Annotated in this window: 22 protein-coding genes; 8 read left to right on the forward strand and 14 right to left on the reverse strand. The window is 66.0% G+C overall.

The window, feature by feature from the left end; genetic code table 11:
* Positions 1–241: 241 nt before the first annotated feature.
* Entirely contained in the window at positions 242–541 is a 300-nt protein-coding gene (locus GCT13_RS22300; protein ID WP_321574534.1) for a GNAT family N-acetyltransferase, read from the forward strand.
* Between the two features lie 406 nt (positions 542–947).
* Here the strand turns inward: GCT13_RS22300 and GCT13_RS22305 are convergent, their stop codons facing one another.
* The 12 genes from GCT13_RS22305 to GCT13_RS22360 form a co-directional block, all read right to left on the reverse strand.
* A complete protein-coding gene (locus GCT13_RS22305) occupies positions 948–1,367 on the reverse strand; it encodes a PaaI family thioesterase (RefSeq protein ID WP_152761708.1) in 420 nt (139 codons plus the stop codon).
* 78 nt (positions 1,368–1,445) lie between these two features.
* Entirely contained in the window at positions 1,446–2,234 is a 789-nt protein-coding gene (locus GCT13_RS22310; protein ID WP_152761710.1) for an enoyl-CoA hydratase/isomerase family protein, read from the reverse strand.
* Positions 2,235–2,241: 7 nt separating this feature from the next.
* A complete protein-coding gene (locus tag GCT13_RS22315) occupies positions 2,242–2,904 on the reverse strand; it encodes a 4-carboxy-4-hydroxy-2-oxoadipate aldolase/oxaloacetate decarboxylase (RefSeq protein WP_152761712.1) in 663 nt (220 codons plus the stop codon).
* A gap of 2 nt (positions 2,905–2,906) precedes the next feature.
* Positions 2,907–3,581 (reverse strand): RraA family protein, encoded by a 675-nt coding sequence (locus GCT13_RS22320; RefSeq protein ID WP_152761714.1) that lies wholly within the window; start codon positions 3,579–3,581, stop codon positions 2,907–2,909.
* Between the two features lie 32 nt (positions 3,582–3,613).
* Complete coding sequence (locus GCT13_RS22325) at positions 3,614–4,267, reverse strand: RraA family protein (protein ID WP_152761716.1); 654 nt, start codon at positions 4,265–4,267, stop codon at positions 3,614–3,616.
* Between the two features lie 35 nt (positions 4,268–4,302).
* The gene (locus GCT13_RS22330; protein WP_152761718.1) at positions 4,303–5,301 is read right to left on the reverse strand and encodes a DODA-type extradiol aromatic ring-opening family dioxygenase; all 999 of its coding nucleotides are present in this window, start codon (positions 5,299–5,301) and stop codon (positions 4,303–4,305) included.
* A 64-nt stretch (positions 5,302–5,365) separates the two neighbouring features.
* On the reverse strand, positions 5,366–6,619 hold the full coding sequence (locus tag GCT13_RS22335) for a CaiB/BaiF CoA transferase family protein (RefSeq protein WP_152761720.1): 1,254 nt from the start codon (positions 6,617–6,619) through the stop codon (positions 5,366–5,368).
* Between the two features lie 12 nt (positions 6,620–6,631).
* Complete coding sequence (locus GCT13_RS22340; protein ID WP_321574537.1) at positions 6,632–7,027, reverse strand: Zn-ribbon domain-containing OB-fold protein; 396 nt, start codon at positions 7,025–7,027, stop codon at positions 6,632–6,634.
* A gap of 113 nt (positions 7,028–7,140) precedes the next feature.
* Positions 7,141–8,304 carry a thiolase domain-containing protein gene (locus GCT13_RS22345; protein ID WP_152761723.1) on the reverse strand — a complete coding sequence of 388 codons (1,164 nt, stop codon included), beginning with the start codon at positions 8,302–8,304 and terminating at the stop codon, positions 7,141–7,143.
* Entirely contained in the window at positions 8,301–9,446 is a 1,146-nt protein-coding gene (locus tag GCT13_RS22350; RefSeq protein ID WP_152761725.1) for an acyl-CoA dehydrogenase family protein, read from the reverse strand. The genes GCT13_RS22345 and GCT13_RS22350 overlap by 4 nt, the downstream gene beginning before the upstream one ends.
* Before the next feature lie 18 nt (positions 9,447–9,464).
* A complete protein-coding gene (locus GCT13_RS22355; protein WP_152761727.1) occupies positions 9,465–10,658 on the reverse strand; it encodes an acyl-CoA dehydrogenase family protein in 1,194 nt (397 codons plus the stop codon).
* A gap of 16 nt (positions 10,659–10,674) precedes the next feature.
* Positions 10,675–12,825 carry an acetate--CoA ligase family protein gene (locus GCT13_RS22360; RefSeq protein WP_152761729.1) on the reverse strand — a complete coding sequence of 717 codons (2,151 nt, stop codon included), beginning with the start codon at positions 12,823–12,825 and terminating at the stop codon, positions 10,675–10,677.
* Between the two features lie 307 nt (positions 12,826–13,132).
* On the opposite strand from GCT13_RS22360, the gene GCT13_RS22365 reads away from it, so the two are divergent.
* The 7 genes from GCT13_RS22365 to GCT13_RS22395 are packed head-to-tail and all read left to right on the forward strand — an operon-like array spanning position 13,133 to position 19,802.
* Positions 13,133–13,876 (forward strand): GntR family transcriptional regulator, encoded by a 744-nt coding sequence (locus tag GCT13_RS22365; protein WP_193727730.1) that lies wholly within the window; start codon positions 13,133–13,135, stop codon positions 13,874–13,876.
* A 37-nt stretch (positions 13,877–13,913) separates the two neighbouring features.
* Positions 13,914–14,291, forward strand: coding sequence for a RidA family protein (locus tag GCT13_RS22370; protein WP_152761733.1), 378 nt, complete (start codon positions 13,914–13,916; stop codon positions 14,289–14,291).
* A gap of 54 nt (positions 14,292–14,345) precedes the next feature.
* Positions 14,346–15,350 (forward strand): amidohydrolase family protein, encoded by a 1,005-nt coding sequence (locus tag GCT13_RS22375; RefSeq protein WP_321574539.1) that lies wholly within the window; start codon positions 14,346–14,348, stop codon positions 15,348–15,350.
* Positions 15,351–15,352: 2 nt separating this feature from the next.
* Positions 15,353–16,591, forward strand: a complete 1,239-nt coding sequence (locus tag GCT13_RS22380; RefSeq protein ID WP_152761735.1) for an aromatic ring-hydroxylating dioxygenase subunit alpha — start codon at positions 15,353–15,355, stop codon at positions 16,589–16,591.
* A 32-nt stretch (positions 16,592–16,623) separates the two neighbouring features.
* On the forward strand, positions 16,624–17,610 hold the full coding sequence (locus tag GCT13_RS22385) for a PDR/VanB family oxidoreductase (protein ID WP_152761737.1): 987 nt from the start codon (positions 16,624–16,626) through the stop codon (positions 17,608–17,610).
* Positions 17,611–17,630: 20 nt separating this feature from the next.
* A complete protein-coding gene (locus tag GCT13_RS22390) occupies positions 17,631–18,434 on the forward strand; it encodes a crotonase/enoyl-CoA hydratase family protein (protein WP_152761739.1) in 804 nt (267 codons plus the stop codon).
* A 24-nt stretch (positions 18,435–18,458) separates the two neighbouring features.
* A complete protein-coding gene (locus tag GCT13_RS22395; protein ID WP_152761741.1) occupies positions 18,459–19,802 on the forward strand; it encodes a 3-hydroxyacyl-CoA dehydrogenase in 1,344 nt (447 codons plus the stop codon).
* A gap of 108 nt (positions 19,803–19,910) precedes the next feature.
* On the opposite strand, the gene GCT13_RS22400 is transcribed toward GCT13_RS22395, so the two are convergent.
* Together GCT13_RS22400 and GCT13_RS22405 are read right to left on the reverse strand one after the other, a co-directional pair.
* Positions 19,911–20,657, reverse strand: coding sequence for a GntR family transcriptional regulator (locus GCT13_RS22400; RefSeq protein ID WP_152761744.1), 747 nt, complete (start codon positions 20,655–20,657; stop codon positions 19,911–19,913).
* A gap of 204 nt (positions 20,658–20,861) precedes the next feature.
* Positions 20,862–22,004 (reverse strand): porin, encoded by a 1,143-nt coding sequence (locus GCT13_RS22405; RefSeq protein WP_321574540.1) that lies wholly within the window; start codon positions 22,002–22,004, stop codon positions 20,862–20,864.
* Positions 22,005–22,006: the final 2 nt, after the last annotated feature.

A 22,006-nucleotide genomic window follows, 5' to 3' on the forward strand; every position in this document is an offset into this window, starting at 1 on the left:
CTGGCGCGCACGCCAGGCCAGGACAGTCCGTTAGTGCATGCCGCGATGCGCCAGAAATCCAGAGGCATCCAAAGTGAAAAGACGCTCTACAGCGTGCGTTCCCTCGTATATGAGATGACTTGTTGTTCGCCCGCCGCTTTTGCGCGACGATACTAAACGGCACCGTTATCCACCGTAAATTTCGATCGCCCCCGACTAATCGCGTATGAGCACATTCATCTTCAAAGATCGCGCGGCTCATGTGATCATCATCGAGATTGACGACGATGAGAATCGCGCGGTGGCTTCGCACCGCGCGGAGCCGGTCGGCTGGATCGAGTTCGAACATTGCTCGAACTCGTCCGCCAAGGCGCCAGTCACGTTGCTTGATGCCTATGTCGTGCCTGGGTATAGAAGAAACGGAATCGCCCATACGTTGATCGCCTATGTGAGCGGCGAAATGGGCGGGCCGATCCAGATCGGTGTTCCCACACGCTCCGGCAGCGCCGAGTTCGACACGTTGTGCAGCAATCTGATGCATGAGGGATTGCTCATTCGTTAAGGTGTTTGAACACAACCCGATATCGTTCTGTGCCACATGGGGACGCTACCGACACTCCAACCGCTTCAGCACGTCGTTAAGCAACATAACGTCACGGCTGTCAGCGAGAAGACCTTTTGCAATGTTGGTAACTCTTATCTTTTATCCGTCGCCAGGCGCATGCCGTGAATCGTCAGAAAGCCGCATGGAACACCACGGATTCCTTCGACGGTCTTTATGTCCCGGAGATGCAGGGGCAAATCCAATGATCTGAAACCCGTGAAAACCGGACATTTCTATCTAGCCAGCACCCGGACATCTGGATATCCGCATCTTCGGCGCTGACCGAATTCGACGCGCTTTGCCGGATCTGTTTTGTTGCGCAGTCCAACCGTTTCCCCCCTCGATGAAAGCGCCTCGTCACTCATCACCGGGCGACTATCATGCAGACCGCCGATGCCGTCGCCACGAGCCTGTCGTCCTGCCACAGTTCGCCATTTGCGTTGCACACGCCGCGTCCGCGGCGCACGAGCGTCGCGCGGCCCAGTAGCCGGCCGGCGCTCGCCGGTCGAAGGAACGTCGTGTTCAGGCTGAGCGTTGCACAGCGTTCGCCCTGCGCCAGCGTCGACGTGACGAGCGTAGCCGTGACGTCGTCGAGCATCGCGGACAGCATGCCGCCCTGCACGTGCCCGGCCGGATTCAGGAACGCCGCCGTGCCAGCGTAAGCGATTTCGATCGCGTTATCCGCGAGCGACACGAACTCGCCGCCCAGCGTCGTCGTGATGGGCGGCGTCTCTCCGTTGCTGCCGTAAATCCGCCTGCCGATTTCGGTATCGTCGATTTTCATGAGTCGGTCGTCCTCTTGTCGGGCTCGAGGCCGAGCCGTCAGAGCCGTTGTGTCTCATCGGCCCATCGGCCCATCGGTCTATTCGCCCCGAAACACCGGCTTGCGCTTTTCCTTTCGCGCGAGCACGGCTTCGCGCAGATCATGCGAAGCATCTGCCCGTGCGACGTCGCGCGCAAACTCGTCTTCGTCGAGCGTCCCTTGCGCAATCCGGTTCAGATGTTTCTTCATGCCGAGCAGCGCAAGCGGCGCCATTCCCGCCAGCTCGCCGCTCAAACGCTCCACTTCGTCGCGCAACGCTGCGGGCGCCACGACCGTATCGAGGAAACCGCACGCCAGCATCTGCGTGGCATCGAGCGTCGCGGCCGTGAGCAGCAGCTTTTTCGCCATGTTCAGACCCAGCCGGGATACATAGCGCTGCAAGCCGCCGCGATAGAACAACAGGCCAAGGCGCGCGGCAGGCACGAACATCTGGTTCGTTTCGGTGCCGATGCGAAAATCGCAGGCGAGCGCGAGATCGGTTGCGCCGCCGTACACGCCGCCGTTGATCGCAGCGATCGTCACCGGGCGCGCGTACTCCAGTTCGTTCGCGAGTGCCTCGAAGTTCGCGCCTGCGTTGCCGTCCGCGAGCCGGCCGATGTTGAAGCCGGCGCAGAAGTTCGGACCCTCGGCGCATAGCCGCAGCACGAGCACGTCGGAACGCGCGTTGACCTCGCGGATGAAGCCGCGCAACGTCGCGAGGTCTTCGGGGTCGAGCCGGTTCGCCATCGCCGGGCGGCGCAGCGTGATCGTCGCGATCGGCCCGGCGACGGCGAGGTCCGGCGCGAGGCCGGATGAACGAGCGGAGGGTTGGTCGGACTTCTCGGACATTGTCGGCTCAGTGGAAGTTGTAGATCTGCATGGTCGTCTCGCCGGACTCGATGCGCTTGCAGATCGCGGCCTCGTCGGCCTCGCGCTTCGCCGCCCTCTCGACGACGTCGGCTGCACGATCGCGCGGAACGGCGACGACGCCATCACGGTCCCCGACGATCAGATCGCCGGCGTTCACGGTGACATTGCCGATCATCACCGGCTCGTTGATCCAGCCGATCGCACCGTAATCCTTGCTCGTGCCGCGAATCGACAGCCCGCGCGAGAACACCGGGAAGCCGATCGCTTCGAGCAGGTCCGCATCGCGCACGGCGCCATCGATCACGAGGCCCGCGAGCCCGCGCACCTTCGCGGCCGTCGTCATCACTTCGCCCCAGTAGCCATGCTCGTAAACGCCGCTCGCGTAGACCACCAGCACGTCGCCCGGCTGCGCGAGCGCGATCGCGCGATGCAGCCAGAGGTTGTCGCCGCCCGGCGAATGCACGGTCACGGCCGTGCCGCAGATCCTGAAGCCCGGCGCAACCGGCTTGATCGCCGAGGGCAGCGCGCCGATCTTGCCGCCCGCTTCATGCAATGTCGCCGCAGGGAGCGCGCGCGCCGTCTCGACCACGCTCGCCTCGACGCGCTTTATCGATGTGCGGATCGTCGCCGCCGAATCGTGTTCTCTCATGGTCATTTCCCCCGCGTCTGCAGCTGGTGATACTTGAACTGCTTGCGCGCCTCGTCCAGACGCATGCCGTCGCGGCAGGCTTCGCGTATTGCTTCCTCCGCATGATGAATGGCTTCCGCCGCGTCGAGCACGGCTTCTTCGTGTTCCTGCGGAATCACGATCACGCCGTCGGCGTCGCCGCGCAGAATGTCGCCGGGCCGCACGCGCGCGTCGCCGATATTGACGGGAATGTTCGTCGCCTCGACCTGCACCCGGTCCTTGCCGGTGCGCATCCAGTGATCGCGGCTGAAGATGGGGTAGCCGAGCTTCAGGCATAACGCGACATCGCGGCAGATGCCGTTGATCACCGTGCCCGCGAGTCCGCGCCGGTGCGCGATCTCGGTCAGAATGTCGCCCCAGACGGTCGCGTCCTCGCGCCCGCCGTTGTCGAGCACGATGACCGCGCCGGGCGGCACGTCGTCGATGTAGTCGCCCACGGTGCCGGGCGGATTTGCGGCCGGACCGTACTTGAGCGTCCAGGCCCTGCCCGCGAGCCGGAAGTCCGTGCTGCGCGCCTTGATCCTGTAGCACTGGCCATTGATGCCGAGCTTGTCGAGCGCGTCGGAGAGCGTCGCCGTATCGAGCTTGCCCGCGCGCTCGACATTGCGGTTGTCGTCGCGGTTGTCGTTTGCAGTCATGGTGTCGGTTGTTCCGTGAGTTGCGATTGCGCTCATGCGAGCATGTGTTCGTAGTTGCCGCCCATGACCTGGCCCACGGGCGTGCCGGAAAGAATCGCCTTGGCCATCGCGGCTTCCTTCGCGACGATGACCTCGGCGGCTTCGAGCACGCGCTCGATGTCGTCGGCGCGAATGAAGATCACGGCGCTGTTGTCGGCCACGACGTAGTCGCCTGCTTCCACGTGCACGTCGCCGATCTGCACGGCCACATTCGTACCCTGCTCGACGACGCGGCCACGCGCCGTGCGCGCCGTGGTCGCGCGGCTGAACACGGGCAGCTCATAGGCGATGGCTTCGTCGATATCGCGCACGGGCCCGTCGGCCACCACGCCCGCAACGTCGCGCACTTTCGCGGCGAGCGACAGCAGGCCGCCCCAGCAGCCGGCTTCGACGCCGCTGCGCTGCTCGACGACGATCACGTCGTCGGCGCCCGCCTGTTCGATTGCCGTGCAGCCGAGATGCACGGGCGGTCCGGACGGCGGCTCGCCCGTATCGAGCCTCACGGTAATGACGCGGCCGGCGATGCGGCCCGTGCCCGAGCGCTGCGGCAGTCCGCTTACGACGCCGGACAGCTTGAGTTTGTCGAGCGCGTCCGACACGGCGCAGCAATCGAGCCGGCGCAGGCGCTGTACGTTTTGGTCAGCCATAGTGTTCTCCTCCTTTTATTTCGCAGCGGGCCAGGTCAGGTCAGCGTGCGCCACGCGGCAAAGCACAGCCCGGTGCCCGTCAGCGCGGGGCTGCGATAGCCCGGCGTATACGACACCCATTCGAGGTCGAGCGACTTCACCGCCTCGACGGCGATGATCCAGTTGCGTATCTCCGAGCTGCCCGCCTGAAGCTGCTTCGGATCGAGCGCGGCGAGCCATGCGCTGTCCTTGCGGCGGATCGCGTCGATGATGCCGTGGTCGAGTTCCTCGTCCACCACGAAGTGCGAGAGCCCACCCGACGCGAGCACGCCCACGCGCATGTCTTCCGGATAGGCTTCGATCAGTTCGCGCAGCGCGGCGCCGAGCTGCATGCAGCGGCGCGGCGTAGGCTGATTGGGCGGATCGAAGGTATTCACGATCACAGGGATGACGGGCAAATCGAGGCCTTGCAGATAGCGTCGATGAATGAACGAGAACGCATGGCCTTCGTACTGGTCGCGCTCGAGGCCGTCCATTGCCGCGATGTCGAAGTCGCGCTCGCACAGCTCGCGTATCATCCAGCGCGCCATCGCGGACTGGACGGGATAGTGGACGTCCGCATCGGGCTCCTGACGCATCGTGCGCGCGCGTGCGTACCAGCTGTCGTTCGGGCTCGTCTCGCGCTTCGCGTTGCGAATCGTCTCGCCGTAGTAGATCGCGAAGGCCGGGTTGTTCGTGGTGCGGAACAACTCTGTCTGATCGTCGCCGACAACCATCAGCACGTCGAGCTTCGCGGCCCGAATGCGCTCGCGCAACTCGTCCATTGCCGCTTCGGCCTGATCGAAACGTTCGCCCATGCGCTCCGGCGTGACGAGCGCGTCGGCGTCGGCGGGCGCGCGTTCGAGCAGGTCGCCGTAAGTGACGTGATTGCCCGCCTTGTCGAAGTAATGCGGGTTCTTCGGGTCCACCGCGCGAAAACCGTGCTGCCAGTCTTCGCGCTGCGACACCAGCATGATGCTGTGCGACGAGCCGAATGCGGCTACGAGGCGTGCCATTTCGTCTCCTTTCGTTGTGTGCTGCGTTTTGGTGTTGTGCGTCGCGTGTTCTCTCGCGCCGCGTTCAGACGACGAACGCCGCGCGCCATTGTTCGATCTGCTCGTCCGCGTAGCCGAGTTCCCGCAGAATGGCCTGCGTGTGCTCGCCCTGCTCGGGTGCAAGGCGCGGCGACACCTCGCGCGGATAGCGCGACAGCCGGAACGGCTGGCCGACGAATGCGCCCTCTCCACGGCCCGGCAAATCGACGGGCCAGGCCATGCCGAGATGCTTGACCTGCGGGTCCTCGAACACCTCGTCGATGCGGTGGATCGGGCCGCAAGGCACGCCGGCCTTGAGCAGGATGGCCGTCCATTCGTTCGTCGTGCGGGTCTTGAAGACTTCGCTGACCGCCCGATTCACAGCGTCGCGGTTCGCCACGCGGGCGGGATCGGAGTCGAAGCCCGGCGCGCGCGCAAGATGATCGAGACCGAGCGCCTCGCACAAGCGCGTCCACATCGTCTGGCCGATGGCGGCGAGATTGAGGTAGCCGTCCTGGGTCGCGAATACGCCTGTCGGCACGGTGAGGGGATGCTCGTTGCCCACCTGCTGCGGCACCTGCTTGTCCACGAGCCATTGCGCGGCCTGAAAATCGAGCATCGCGATCTGTGCTTCGAGCAGCGAGGTCTGCACCCACTGCCCTTCGCCCGATGCTTCGCGTTCGAGCAATGCAGTCAGGATCGACATTGCGCAGAAGTGCCCCGCGCACAGGTCCGCAATTGGAATGCCCACGCGCATCGGGCCTTCGCCCGGTTTCCCCGTCACGCTCATGAGGCCGCCCATGCCTTGCGCGATCGAATCGAAGCCGGGCCAGTTCGCATACGGACCGTCCTGGCCGAAGCCCGAAATGCTCGCGTAGACCAAACGCGGATTGATCGCGCGCAGCGTGTCGGGACCGATGCCGAGACGATCCTTGACATCGGGCCGGAAGTTTTCGATGAACACGTCGGCGCGGCGGACCAGATCGAAAAGAATCTCGCGGCCCGCGGGATCTTTCATGTTGAGCGTGAGGCTTTCCTTGTTGCGATGCAGGTTTTCATAGTCGGCGCGATTGTGGTCGCGCCCGCCGATCATGTCGTCGCCGCCCGGAGCGCCGCGCGGGATCTCGAGCTTGATGACGCGCGCGCCCATGTCGGCGAAAAGGCGCATCGCGGTCGGACCCGCGCGCACACGCGACGCATCGATGATCGTGAAGCGCGACAGCGCGCCTTTGCGCGCAGTGGCCGCACGCTGGGTATCGTGTTGGGAATCGTGCTGGGTATCGTTGCATTCGGCGTTCATGAGCGCCCTCCCTCAGGCTGCGGTGAACATGGGAACGGGATAGCCACCGTCGCTCGGCTTGAACACGACCCGCACGCGATGGCCGATCGCGAGTGTGGCCGGATCGCAATCGACGAGATTGGTCAGCATCGTCACGCCCTCGTCGAGCGTCACGTAGGCGAGCGTGTAACGCGCTTCGTCCTTGCCCATCGTGCTGTACGAGTAGATCTCGCCCTTGCCCGCCGATTCGACCCACGCGGTGTTCGCGCTCAGGCAGTGCAGACAGATGTCGCGCGGGTAGTAGTGCGTCTCGCCGCAATCCGTGCAGCGCTTCACGAGCAGACGCCCTTCCTTTGCCGCTTCCCAGAACGGCAACGCCTCGGGCAGCGCGCGCGGCGCAGAAATGCGGCGCGGGCCGGCAGGCTTCACGGGCTTGTCTGGAGGCTGAGTTACAGCATTATTTGCAGCGTTATTGGCAGCCTGATTCGGCGCAGTGTTCGCGGCTTTATCCGCTGCTGGATTCTGATTAGTCATACTCATCGTCAAACCCGTTCCAAAATGAGCGTTGCGGCCGTATGACGCGACGCGAGCGCGCCGCCGATGCCGCTCGCGAGCGCGAGGTCACAGTTCGGCACCTGCACGGCGGGATGCGCTTCGCCACGCAACTGGCGCACTGCTTCGATGACTTTCGTGACGCCGCCCCGGTTAGCGGGATGGTTGTTGCACAGTCCGCCGCCGTCGGTGTTGAACGGCAGTTTGCCGACGCCCGAAATGAGGCCGCCGTCCTGCACGAACCGGCCGCCCTCGCCCTTCTTGCAGAAGCCGAGATCCTCGAGCTGCATGAGCACGGTGATCGTGAAGCTGTCATACAGCGACGCGTACTTGATATCGCCCGGCGTGACGCCCGCCTCCGCGAAAGCCGCCGCGCCCGACCACTTCGCGGCCGACCAGGTCAGGTCGATCTTGCCGCCCGCCGCGTGCTTCGGCGCTTCGCCGCTGCCGCGTACCTTGACGAGCGGCCGCTTGAGCTGTTTCGCGATCTCGGGACGCGCGACGATCAGCGCGCCGCCGCCGTCGCTCATCACGCAGCAATCGAGACGATGCAGCGGATCGGCGACCATGGGTGAATTCACCACATCCTCGACGGTCACGACGTTGCGCAGCATCGCGTGCGGATTGTGCTGCGCGTGATGCGAAGCCGCGACCTTGATCCACGCGAGCTGTTCGCTCGTGGTTCCGTATTCGTGCATATGCCGCTTCGCGACCATGCCGTACAGGTTCTGCGTGGACGGGCCGAACGGAAGTTCGAACTGCACGTCGGGCGCGTCGGGGTCCGGCGCCCTGAGCGCGAGCGCGGCGCCCGCCGCACGCGGACGGCCCGCCAATGTGATCAGTGCGACGTTGCAGCGGCCCGCCGCGATCGCCTCGGCCGCGTGCGCGACATGCAAGATCGGCGCGGACCCGCCGCACTCCGTCGAATCGACGTGGCGCAGTTTCAGGCCGAGATATTCTGCGATCGTCGTCGTGCCGAGGCCGGGCGCGTCGCCCGCGCAGAAATAGCCGTCGATGTCGTCCTTCGTCAGGCCCGCGTCGTCCAGCGCGCCTCTTGCGACATCGGCGTGCAGGCGCGCGACGGAGAGATCGTCGGCCTTGCGCGTCGGATGCTCGAACGCGCCGACGATATACGCTTGTCCGTTCAGACTCATGCGGCCTCCCGCGCGAGACGCTGCGCCGTGAAACGGTTCAGATGCCAGCTCGCATCGCCGTAGGTCATGTTGATCGCGAACATGCGCTTCGCGTAGTGGCCCGCGCGGCACTCTTCCGTCATGCCCATTGCGCCGTGCAGCTGGATTGCGCATTCGCCCGCGCTCTTGCAGGTATCGCCAATGAAGGCCTTCACGGCCGACACGAAACGGCTGCGACGCGCCGCGTCGTTTGCGTCGACGGCCATCGCTGCGGCGCATGCCATCGATCGGGCCTGTTCGAGCGCGATCAGCATGTCGGCGATGCGATGTTGCAGCGCCTGGAACTTCGCGAGCGGCGCGCCGAATTGCGTGCGCGTTTTCAGATGCTCGGTCGTCAGTTCCAGCAGCGCCTCCAGCGCGCCGACCGATTCCGCGCACAGCGCGGCGTTCGCGCGGTCGAGCGCCGCTTCGATCAACGCGTGCGCCGCGCCCACGTCGCCGATCAGATCGGCCTTGCTCACGGCGACGTTGGTGAAGCTCACGTGCGCGGCTTTACGCGCGTCGATAGTCGCGAAGCTGCGCAACGCGATGCCTTCCGCTTTCGCGTCGACGAGAAAGAGCGACAGGCCATGCGCGTCGCCGCGCTCGCCCGACGTGCGCACGGCGACCACGAACGCGTCCGCGATCGCACCATCGAACACGAGCGTCTTCGTGCCGTCGATGCGCCAGCCGTCGCCTGTTTCTTTCGCGCGCACCGCAAGGCGCGTGATGTCATAGCGCGCATCCGCTTCGCCGATCGCAAGCGCGAGCACCTTCTTGCCCGTTGCGGCCGCTTCCAGCCATTGCGCGCGCTGCTGCTCGCTGCCAGCCGCGCCGATCAGCGCGGCGGCGGGCAGCCCGCTCGCGAGCCATCCCGCGCCGCCGAGCGCGCGGCCCAGTTGCTGCGCGACGAGCATCGTCTCGACCGCGCCGCAACCGCTGCCGCCCTGCTCCGTATCGATGACGAGCCCCGTCACGCCGAGTTCGGCGAGCGCCTGGCGGCGCCGCGCGGCGAGAGCCGGGTCTTCTGCATTGCCGCGCTGATGCGCGGGATATTCGCCGTCGCAGAAGCGGCGTACCGCGTCCTGCAGCGCGACGTGATCTTCAGTGATAGAAAAATCCATAGTGGGTCGTGTCCCGCTTCAGGCGTTGAAGAACGCGCGGCTGATGAGATTGCGCTGCACTTCGTTCGTGCCGCCGTAGATCGACAGCTTGCGTGCGTCGAAGTAATTGGTCGCGACGGCGATCAGTTCCTCCGGGCTCGGCGGCGCGTATCCCGCCTGATCGAGCAGCGCGGCTTCGTCGAATGGAATGCCGTCGGGCCCGGCGATCTCGGCGAGCAGTGCGTAGATCGCCTGACGCAATTCCGTGCCGCGCACCTTCAGCATCGATGCCTCGACGGCGGGCACGCGGCTCTGCTGATTCGCGCTCAACATGCGCAGGCCGGTGAATTCGAGCGCCATCAACTCGATTTCGAGGCGGCTCACGCGCGCTTCGAAAAGCGCGTCTCCCACGAGTTCCTGCTGCTTCGCGAGCGTCTTGACGCGCGCGAGTTGCTGCTTGCACGAGCCGACGCCCGCGATGCCCGTGCGCTCATGACCGAGCAGATACTTGCCATACGACCAGCCCTTGTTGATCTCGCCGACGAGGTTCTCGACAGGCACGCGCACGTTGTCCAGATAGACCTCGTTGAGGTCGGTGCCGCCTTCGAGCATGCGGATCGGGCGCAACTCGACGCCCGGCGACTTCATGTCGATGAGCAGGAACGAAATGCCCTCCTGCGGCTTCGCATGCGGATCGGTGCGCACGAGCGCGAACATCATCTCGCACCAGTGCGCGTACGAAGTCCACACCTTGTGACCGTTGACGACGAAGTGATCGCCGTCTTTATCCGTGGTCAGCACGGCCGTGGTCCGCACGCTCGCGAGGTCCGAGCCCGCGCCCGGTTCCGAGAAGCCCTGCGCCCACCAGGTTTCGCTGCGGCGGATCGCGGGCAGGTAACGCTCCTTCTGCTCGGGCGTGCCGAACGCATGCAGCACGGGACCGAGCATGTTGATGCCGCTTGCGATGATGCGCGGCGCGCCTCCCACCAGCGTTTCCTCGTCGAAGATGTAGCGTTGCAGCGGCGTCCAGCCCGGGCCGCCCGCCTCTTTCGGCCACGACGGCGTGATCCAGCCGCGCTCATGAAGCCGCGTGTACCACTCGACATAGTCGGCGCGCTCCAGCCGCAAGCCCAGCTCGACCTTGCGCTTGAGTTCGGGCGACAGGTTCTGCCTGACGAACTCGCGCACTTCGGCGCGGAACGCTTCGTCCTCTGCGGAAAATTCCAGTCTCATGGGTTCATTGTCCTTATTACGAGTGCGCACCATCGCGCGCGCCGCACACGACGAGCGCATCGAGCGCAAGCACGCGATCGGGATACGCGACGAGCGGGTTCACGTCGATTTCGGTGATCTGCGGATTCGCGCGCATCTGCGCGCCGATCGCTGCCACGGCCTTTGCGATGGCCGCCACGTCGACGCCCGCCGCGCCGCGCACGCCGTCGAGCAGCGCCGAGGCCTTCAGGCGACGCAACTCGGCGACGATGTCGGCTTCGGCCATGTCGGCGGGAATCAGACGCACGTCCTTGAGCGCTTCGATCCAGATGCCGCCGAGGCCGACCAGCACGACGGGGCCCCACTCCGGATCGCGCTTCGCGCCAACGACGAGTTCGAGGCCGCACGGCCCCATCGCCTCGACGAGCGCACCGTCGAGTTGCAGACCAGGCCGATGCGACGCCACGCTCGTATGCAGCGCGTCCCATCCCGTGCGCAGCGCGTTCGCATCGGCGAGGCCGACGATCACGCCGCCCACGTCACTCTTGTGCGGCAACTCGCTAGCCTGAGCCTTGAGCACGACGGGATAGCCGATTTCGTCAGCGATCCTGAGCGCTTCGTCGAGCGTCGTTGCGAGACGCCCCGGCGGGACAGGAAGGCCGGCGGCGGCGAGCCACTGCTTGCCCTGATATTCGGCGAAGATGCCGTTGGCGGGCACCGGACCGGGCAACGCAATCGCTTCGGGCTGCGCGGCCGATGCGCGGCCCGCGCGCTGCAACGATTCGCCGTAAGCGGCGACGCGCGCGCAGGCCCGCAGCGCGCGATCCGGCGAGCGGAAGAACGGCACGCCGCTCGCGGCGATTGCGTCGACGAAGAACGGCTCGAGCGGATTGTTGTCGCCCATCACGGCGAGCACGGCCGGCTTGGTCGCGCGCGCGAGCGCGGGCACGAGGTAATCGGCCTTGTCGCGCTGCGCGATCGGCGGGCCGCCCATGATCGACAGCACGAGGCTGCCGACGTTGGGATCGGCGAGCATCGTGTCGATGAGTTCGCCGATCAGTCCAGGGTTGCGCACGCCGATCGTCGTGTAGTCGAGCGGATTGTCGGCCACCGCGAAGTCCGGCAGCAGTTCCGTCAGTTTCTGGAGCGTGGGTGCCGTCAACGGCGGCAGAGTCAGGCCGATGTCGTCCGCGAAGTCGAGCGTGATGTTCTTCACTGCGCCCGATGCCGTCATCACGGCCGTGCCCGCCGCAGGCGGCACCGGAAAGTGCGCGAGGATCGTCGTCGTATCGAACAGTTCGTCGAGCGAATCGACCACCACAACGCCTTCACGCGCGAGCAGCACGCTCGCCGTCGCGTGATCGCCCGCCAGCGCGCCCGTATGCGACTGCGCCGCTTCGCGCGCCCGCGCGCTCTTGCCGGGCATCAGCATCACGATCGGCTTGCCGGCCGCGCGGGCTTGACGGGCCAGCGCGACGAACGTCTGCGGGCGGCGCACCTGCTCGGCGTAGACGGCGATCGCGCTCGTCTGCGGATCGGCGATGAACCACGCGAGGTAGTCCTCGATGCCGAGCACCGCTTCGTTGCCCGTCGAAACCGCTGCCGTGATCGGCTGCCCGCGGCCCATAAACGCGTCGCGCAGGTTCGCGGCCATCGCGCCGCTTTGCGCGACCACGCCGACACCCTTGCGCCCCGCGCACGGATACGGCGCGATCGCCTCGAAGGTGACGGGCACGCCGGCCTCGAAGTTGGTGAAGCCCATGCAGTTCGGGCCGACCAGCAACATGCCCGAAGCGTTGGCGGCTTGCGTGAGCACCTGCTGTTTGGCGCGGCCTTCGTCGCCCGCTTCCGCATAGCCCGACGCGAAGATGACCGCCGCGCCCGTGCCGCGCGCGCCCAGCGTGCGCACGGCGTCGAGCACGCCCGCTTCAGGAATGGCGAGCACGGCGAGATCGATGCCTTCGGGCAGCGCATCGACGCTTTCCACGCACGCGCGGCCGTTGATTTCCTTGCTGCTGCGCGACACCAGATGGATCTCGCCCGCATAGCCGAAACGCTCGAGGTTCTGCAGCACGAAATTGCCGAACGCGCGCGGGTCGGCGGACGCGCCGACGATCGCTATCGAACGCGGCTTGAGCACGCGTTCGACGGGCAATACGCCAGCCGCATCGGAGAGTGACTTGTTCATCAGGTCATGCCTCTTCTTGATGGAGACCCCGGACTTCGCAAACCAGGATCAGTTCGGATGATGACCATTCTGGCATACCGAATGTGGGTTATCAATACACCAGAGGTACTTTTCTTATGATGGTGTTTTCCCCTACTTCTGCATCGAAGCGCCGTGCGTGACACGGCAACCGCTTGATTTTCCTAGGATTTGTTAATCCATCGAAGAAAATTTGATCTGCCCAAGACAGGCATAAGGCAAATATCTTCTTGAATACCACAATAGCGTATTGGTATATTTAAGGCACCCAACACCGCGCATGACCCTCATGAAATCTGTAGTCGACCCTCACAGCGAGCATGAAAGCGCAACGCTCGACCCGCAACCGGCCGCGCCGCGTACCCGGGCCAGCCTTGCGAACGACATTCGCGAGGCGCTGCAGGCCGAGATCGAGACGGGCCAGCTTGCGCCGGGCATGCCAATTGACGAACGTGCGCTTGCGGCACGCTTCAACGTATCCCGCACGCCCGTGCGTGAAGCGCTCCAGCATCTCGCGGCGCGCGAGCTCGTCGTGATCTCGCCGCGCCAGGGCATTACCGTCGCGCGGCTGTCGATTGCGAAGGTGCGCTCGATGCTCGAATACATCGGCGAACTGGAGGCGCTGTGCGCGCGCTTCTGTGCAAGGCGCGCCAGCGATGCGCAGCGCGAAGCACTCGACCGCGCGCTGATGGCCTGCCAGCAGGCCGCCGTCGAGGGCGATGCGAGCGAGTACGCGCGCGCCAACGCGGCGTTCCACGACGCGATCTACGACGGCAGCCGCAACGAGTGCCTCGCGGGGCAGATCCGCGCGGCGCGGCGTCAGTCGGAGCGCTATCGCGTGGCGGATCTGAGCAACCGCCGCCAGATCAGCCGCTCGCTGCAGGAGCACTTCGAGATCGCCCGCGCGATCCAGGCCGGCGACGAGGCGAAAGCCGCCGACGTGATGCGGCGCCACGTGCCTGCCGGCACGACCGGCTTCTCCGAATTCCTCGCCGCCGTGCCGCGCCACTTTTTCGACTTCGGCGCGGAGTAGCAAGCCAAGCCGCCACCAACACATTGACGGAGACAACATGCCCCACTCGATCGATGTCCCCGGTCTCGCGCACAACGCCCCGATTCCCGTCGGCGCGCGCGTTGCCAACGTGCTGTGCTCGTCGGCGATCGCCGGCAAGGACCCGGCGACGGGCCGGCTGGCCGCCGATCCCGCTGACCAGGCGCGGCTCGCGTTCGACAACCTCCGGCGCTTTCTCGACGCGGGCGGCGCGACGCCCGCCGACGTCGTGAAGCTCACCGTCTACGTGAAAGACGACTCCGTGCGCGAGCACATCAACGCGCACTGGCTCGCGCTCTGGCCCGACCCGGCGCAGCGGCCCGCGCGCCATGTCGTCGTTCACGACCTGCAGCACGGCATGGCGCTGCAACTCGAAATCCTCGCCGTCGCGTCCTGAGCGCCCGGCGGTTCCTTCCAACGCAACGCATCCGCTTACCACAGAGGTCCCAACGTGATCATCGATTCCCACGCCCACGTCGTGATGCCGCCCGAGAGCTTCCGCTACATGGCCGAGCTGATCGGCGGGCGCGCCAATCCGTCGACGAAGCCCAACGTGCCGGACGCCTCCGTGCGCAAGGTGGCCGAAGAGCTCGTGCGCAGCATGGATGCCGTCGGCACCGACGTGCAGTTCATCTCGCCGCGTCCCTATCTGCAGATGCACTCCGTCAAGCCCGCGCGCGTCACCGAACTCTGGTCGCGTCACTGCAACGATCTGGTCGCGCGCTTCGTCGAGATGTTCCCGGACCGCTTTCGCGGCGTAGCGGGCCTGCCGCAGTTCATGAACGAGTCGCCCGCCGTGCGCGCCGTCGCGGAATTGCAGCGCTGCGTGAAGGAACTGGGCTTCGTCGGCTGCCTGCTGAATCCGGACCCGACCGAATCCGAAGGCCCGACGCCGCCGGGTCTCGGCGATCCGTTCTGGTATCCGCTCTACGACGCGATGACGGCGCTCGACGTCCCCGCGCTGATCCACTCGGCGGGCAGTTGCAGCCCGCGCGAGTCGTACACCCTCAAGTTCATCAACGAGGAAAACATCGCGGTCATTTCGCTGCTGGAATCGGATGTGTTCCAGAAGTACCCGGGCCTGAAGATCGTGGTGGGTCACGGCGGCGGCGCGATTCCTTATCAGATGGGCCGCTTTCGCGCGTGGGCCGTGCGCCGCAACCATCCGCAGAGCTTCGACGAGCAGCTGCGCAAGCTCTACTTCGATACCTGCAACTACTCGAAGGAATCGATCGAGCTGCTGCTCAAGGTGGCGGGCACCGACAACGTGCTGTTCGGCACCGAAAAGCCGGGCACGGGCAGCGCGCGCGATCCGCTGTCGGGCCGCGATTTCGACGACATGAAGCCGGTGATCGACAGCATCGAATGGCTCACGGACGAGCAGCGCAGGAACGTGTTCGAGTGCAACTGCGCGCGCGTCTATCCGCGTGCATTCCGCCACTACCAGGAGGCCTGATCATGGCGATGACCGTCGAAGAGAACGACCTGCTCACGCGCGTCGAACGCGGCGCGCCGATGGGCGAAATGATCCGCCAGCATTACTGGATTCCCGCCGTGCCGTCGGCCCGGCTCGAAGCGGACGGCGCGCCCGTGCTCGTGCGCCTGCTCGGCTCAGACTACGTGGCGTTTCGCACCACCGACGGCCGCTCGGGGTTGATCGACGAGCGCTGCCCGCATCGCAAGACGTCGATGATGATGGCGCGCAACGAGCACAACGGCCTGCGCTGCATCTTCCACGGCTGGAAAGTGGACGTCGAAGGCAAGGTCGTCGAGGCGCCGAACCAGGTCGGCGACCAGGCGCAGTTCTGCAAGCGCGTGAAGACGAGCCAGTACGGCGTCGAGGAACGCGGCGGCATCGTCTGGGTGTGGCTCGGCAAGGGCGATACGCCGCCGCGCTTTCCCGACCTGCCCTTTACGCATCTGCCCGCCGACCAGCGCTCGGTGACGAGCGTCGAGGTGCCGACCAACTGGGTGCAGGGCGTGGAGGCGTCGATGGATTCGTCGCACGTGGGCGTGCTGCATGAATCCACCACGCAGATCACGGCGGGCGGCGGCAACGAGCGCATGCACATGACGAAGGCGCTCGCACCGCGTCTGGAATTCGAGGAGCGGCCGTACGGCTATCGCTACGCGGCGCTGCGCGATCTGCCCGACGACAAGGTGTACGCGCGCGTGAACAACTTCGTGATGCCGTGGTACGGCATCATCTGCGCGCCGGATGCGAACGGGCCGAGCACGGTGTTCTTCTCGACGCCCATCGACGACGTTACACATCGCGCGTGGTTCGTGCACTTCAATCCCACGCGCAAGCTCGGCATGACGGTGATGTCGGCTACGCCGGACGTCTGGAATTTTCCGCCGCTGCCGCCCGGCACGCGCGCGACGGCCTTCGGCCAGAACCGCGACCTCATGAAGCGCGGCCACGCGACGGGCTTTCATCAGCATCTCGGCACCGAAGACTTCGCGATGTTCCTCGGCCAGGGCCCGATTGCGGACCGCACGAACGAGCAGCTCTGCTCCGCCGACGGCGCCGTGCTGCGCGTGCGCGCGCTGCTGCTGAAGTCGGCGCGCGAGTTCATCGCAGGCAAGACGCCGACGCTCGCTGACAACCCCGAGCTCGACTACTCGCGCGCGATCTCGATCGGCGGCGTGCTGCCGGCGGGCACGGACTGGCGCGTGCTCGCGGAAACCGCTTAACCCGGAATGACTTCGACGCTGGAATGACTCCGATGCTTGCCCCCATGCTGCTTACGCTGCGCGTCGCCGCGATCGACGCACTGACTCCGCTGATCAAGACGTTCACGCTCGAAGCCGCGGACGGCACGCTGCTGCCCGGCTTCGAGCCGGGCGCGCACCTGCAGGTCGAAATACCGTCCGCCACGGGTGGCGCGCCGCAGTGGCGCTCGTATTCGCTGATCCACACGGACACGGGCGCCCATCCGCGCGACGGCGTACCCACGTACCGGCTCGGCGTCCGCCGCGAGGACGAAGGCTGCGGCGGCTCGCGCCACATGCACGCGCTCGAAGCGGGCGCGATGCTCAACGTTCGCGCGCCCGTCAATCACTTCCCGCTCGCCGCGCCGCCGCGCGTGCTGCTGATCGCAGGCGGCATCGGCATCACGCCGATCGTCTCGATGGCGGCCGCGCTTGTCGCGCAGCAACGCGATTTCGAGCTGCATTTCAGCGGGCGCACGCGCGACGCGTTGCCGTTCGTCGACGAGCTGCGCGCGCTCGCGGGCGAACGGCTCGCGCTGCACGCCGACGACGATCCCGCCACGCGCCTGTCCGTCGACTCGCTGCTCGACGATGCGCAGGTGAACCAGCCGATCTACGTGTGCGGCCCGGCCGGCATGATCGACGCGGTGCTCGCCGCCGCGCGCAAGCGAGGCTGGCACGACTGCGATCTGCACTACGAGCTGTTCACGGAAGCCGCGCCGCAAGAAGGCGACGCCGCCTTCGAAGTCGAGCTGCGCTCGTCGGGCGAGCGGCTCATCGTACCCGCCGACAAGTCGCTGCTCGACACCCTCATCGAACACGGCGCCGACGTCATGTACGACTGCCGCTCGGGCTACTGCGGCCTGTGCTCGACCCGCGTCTGCAGCGGCGACATCGAGCACCGCGACACGTATCTGTCCGACGCGGACAAGGCGGGCGGCAAGGTCATGCAGGTCTGCGTATCGCGCTGCAAGGGCGGCCGCCTCGTGCTCGACATCTGATCCATTCAAACGGAATTCTCATGAGCGAAACTCTCGTTACCTACGAACTCGATGGCCCGGTCGCCCTGATCGGCCTGAACCGTCCCGACAAGCGCAACGCGATCAACGAAGACCTGATCGCGCAACTGCGTGATGCCGTCGTGCGCGCCGGCGAAGAGGCGGACGTCGGCGTGCTGTTCGGGCACGGCGGCAACTTCAGCGCGGGCCTCGACCTGCGCGAGGCGCTCGCGCGCGCGAGCGGCCAAAGCGCGCCGCCGCGCAAGCGCCGCCGTCACTCGTGGCATGAAGTGTTCGACATCATCGCGCGCGGCCCGATCCCGTTCGTCGCGGCGCTGCATGGCGCGGTGGTCGGTGGCGGGCTCGAACTCGCGACGGCCGCGCATGTGCGCGTCGGGGACGATTCGGCGTTCTTCGGCCTGCCCGAAGGCCAGCGCGGCATCTTCGTGGGCGGCGGCGGCACGGTGCGCATCCAGCGCGTGATCGGCTACAGCCTGATGGCGGACCTGATGCTCACGGGCCGCCTGCTGTCCGCCGAAGAGGGCCTGCGCGAGCACGTCATCACGTATCTGACGCCCGCCGGCGCAGCGCTCGGCAAGGCGAAAGAACTGGCCGCGAAGATCGCGCGGAACGCGCCCGATACCAACTGGCGCATCACGAACCTGCTGCCGCGCGTGAACGATCTTTCGCACGAGGACGGCCTTTTCCTCGAATACATGAGCTCGAATATGGCGCGCTCGCCCGAGACCGCGAAGCGCCTGCAGGAATTCGTCGACGGCAAGGCGAAGCCGCTCGAGCGTCCCGACACTCGCAAGACCCCGGCATGAGCCGGGCATGAGGCGCAACGAATCATGAACAAGGCAAACGAATTGAATCCGCAGGAAGAAGCCGCGCGCGAAGCGGCGCTCGCGCACGTGAAGGCAGCGGAGCAAGCCGCCGCGCAGATTCCCGTCGGCGATGCCGCGCCGCGTCCGATCGCGCAGGCCGCCGTGATCGGCGCGGGCACGATGGGCGGCGGCATCGCGATGGCGCTCGCCGCAGCGGGCATCCCCGTTACGTTGATCGACGCGAGCGGCGAAGGCCTCGCGCGCGGCCTCGCCCGCATCCGCGACAACTACGACAGCAGCGTGAAGCGCGGCAAGCTCGACGCCGCCGTGCGCGACGAGCGCATCGCGCGCATCACGGGCTCGCTCGCGATCGCCGACGTGAAGCGCGCCGATATCGTGATCGAAGCGGTATTCGAGGATCTCGCGCTCAAGCAGGACATCTTCCGCGAGCTCGACGGGCATGCGAAACCGGGCGCCGTGCTCGCCACCAACACGTCGGGTCTCGACATCGACGAGATCGCCGCCGTCACGCAACGCCCCGCCGACGTGGTCGGCGCACACTTCTTCAGCCCCGCGCACGTGATGCGCCTGCTCGAAGTGGTGCGCGCAGCACGGACCGCGGACGACGTCGTCGCCACGCTGATGGATCTCGGGCGCCGGATGGGCAAGGTATCGGTGCTGGCGCGCATCTATCCGGGCTTCATCGGCAATGCGCTCTTTCGCAACTACAACCGCGAAGCGCACTTTCTCGTCGAGGACGGCGCGCTGCCGCACGAGGTCGATGCGGCGCTCAAGGACTTCGGCTACGCGATGGGCATCTTCGCCGTGCATGACATGGCGGGCAATGACGTGGGCTATCAGACGCGCAAGGCGCAAATGGCGACGCGCCCCACCGACCGCCGCTGGAACGACCTGATCATGAAGCTCGTGGAGATGGGGCGCCTCGGTCAGAAGAGCGGCAAAGGCTGGTATCGCTACGAACCGGGCAGCCGCGAGCCGCTGCGCGATGCCGAACTCGAACGCTTCATCGTCGAGGAATCGGGACGCCTCGGCATCGCGCGGCGCCCCATCTCCGCCGACGAGATCGTCAAGCGCTGCGTGTACGGCATGATCAACGAAGGCGCGAAGCTGCTGGAACAGGGCATCGCCTTGCGCGCGAGCGACATCGACGTGGTCTATGTGACGGGCTACGGCTTCCCCGCCCATCGCGGCGGCCCGATGTACTACGCGGATCAGATCGGCGTCGCCAACGTCTATCGCGACGTGAAGCGGTTCTACGACGAGTACGGCTACTGGTGGAAGCCGGCGCCGCTGCTCGAAAAACTCGCGGCGACGAATGGCCAGTTCGGCCGGTTCGCCGATCTGTGATCGCTACTCGCCGCGTGTCTGAATAAAGCAGGATGCGGGGCCGTGCGCCCCGCTTTTCATAGGGTCACGCGCGCGGATCGCGCGTTCGGCGCAGAGTCAGCGCGGCGGTTACTCGTCGCCGTGCGCGTCGTCCTCGGCGTCCGCCCCGGCTGCCGCTGCTTCGCGCGCCATGCCCGGCGGCGCGTCGTTGAAGAACTCGGCCGGCAACGTCGCGAGAAATTCGGAAAAGCCCGCGTCGCCGCCCGGCGAATGCTGCGCCATGACTTCTTCGGCCGTCACCTCGTCACCTGAGAGCAACGCCTGCGCAAGCCGCTTGTGATCGGCGATGACCTTCTCGCGCCGGCTGGGCGCGAGAAACAGCTTGGGCCGGTAGCGCGAGACCAGGCGGCGGATCGAACGGATCTGATCGGCCAGGTAGTCGTTATGGCAAGCCTGGCAGATCACTTCGTGGAATTCCGCGTTGGCGCGCGCGAAACGGCGCGCATCGCTCTGATTCAGCGCGTCGACGCCGTCGTCGATCGTGCGCTCCAGCTCGACGCGTTGCGCGTCGTTCATGCGCCGCGCGGCCAGTCGCGCCGACACGGATTCGAGTTCGTGCAGCAGCTCGAGCATGTCGCGCAGCTGCGGGATGGTCATCTTCGTGACGAACACGCCCTGGCGCGGCACGATCTGCACGTACTGCTGCGCGGCAAGCTGCTGCAACGCCTCGCGAATCGGCGTGCGGGACACGTTGAAGCGCGCAGCCAGCGCGCGCTCGTCGAGCGCCGCACCGGGGACAAGCTCACCTCGCTCGATTTCCGATTCGAGGAGCGCCTTGATTTCGACCGAACGGCTCAGTTTGGGAGGCTGACTCATTGAATGACAGACAGTGGGTTCTGGATGGCCAACGATCGCGGCGAAAGGCCAGCGAAGGCGCTTGAAATTCATATAATACCTTGCAGGTATACCAAAAGCCCGACTTCGTGTCACATCCTTTGTCTCGAACTCTCGAACAACAGGAAACGCCCCTGTCCCGGCTCTTGCGGCCGGGCGCAGGGGCGTCACGCCGGCGCAGCAGAACTAGAAAAGATGGCGGATGCCGATCTGAGCGGCCACCTGGTTGGACGTGGTGGAAGCGAGATTGCCGAACAGCGAGCCGCCCGCGCCCGGCACCGAGTACGGCGTCGAGACGAGGAAGTTGTCGGCGAACTTCTGGCCTGCGAACGCGTGCTGCCAGACGCCGAACATATATACGTCGGTGCGCTTCGAGAGGCGGTAGTCGATCCCGGCGGTGTAGAGATCGTACTTGCCGAGCTTATGTTGATCGACGTACGTGAATCCGCCGCCGACCGTGAGAAAAGGCGAGAACTTGTAGCTCGTGCCCACCTCGTACGCGCCGACCGTGACCACGCCTCGCGGGCTCTGCGAAGCATTCGTGTAGGTGTACACGCCGTTGACCGACCACGCGTCGGTCACGTTCACCATGCCGCCGATGGCGACCGTATAGATCGATTTCGCGTTGAGCGCGACCTGCGCCATCGTCCCGACGCCGCGTGCCGCGTTGCCGCCATCCGTCTTCGTGAAGGTGGCGGCCATCGAATAAGGCGCGTTGAACGAGCCCGTCGGACTGAACTTGATGCCCGCGCTGATCACGCGCGGGTTGCCCGTCGGCGTGCCCGCGAAGCCGTTCGGGATGTTCGTGAAGCCGTACATCACGCCCGCGCCGAAGCCGTGCCAGTTCGGCGTTTCATAGCGCACCATGTTGCTGACCGGTTCGCCCGCGAGGCGGTCGATGTCGTACGCGCCGTGAAACGCGTACGAAGGCGCGAACTGCGCGACGTTCGTGTAGTAGGACACGTAGTCGTAGATGAAATCGTAGTCGTAGCCGGCGAGCAAGGTGCCGAACCTGTCGCTCGAAATGCCGACATAGGCTCGGCGTCCGAACAGTGCGCCGCCGTGGCTCGCCGTGCCCGTGTTCAACGAGAAGCCGTTCTCCAGCGTAAAGATCGCTTTCAGGCCGCCGCCGAGATCTTCGACGCCTTTCAGGCCCCAGCGCGACGCCTGGTTGATGCCGTCATCGAGTCTCCACAGCGAATGGCCGCCTGCGTTGCTCACATAGGTGATGCCATCGTCGATGATTCCGTACAGCGTCACGCTGCTCTGCGCGTGCGCCGACCCCGCCAATGCGGCTGCCAGCGCGCTCACCACTAACTTCTTCTTCACTT

Origin of the sequence: Paraburkholderia franconis, from assembly GCF_009362735.1 — a bacterium.
Lineage (GTDB): Bacteria > Pseudomonadota > Gammaproteobacteria > Burkholderiales > Burkholderiaceae > Paraburkholderia > Paraburkholderia franconis.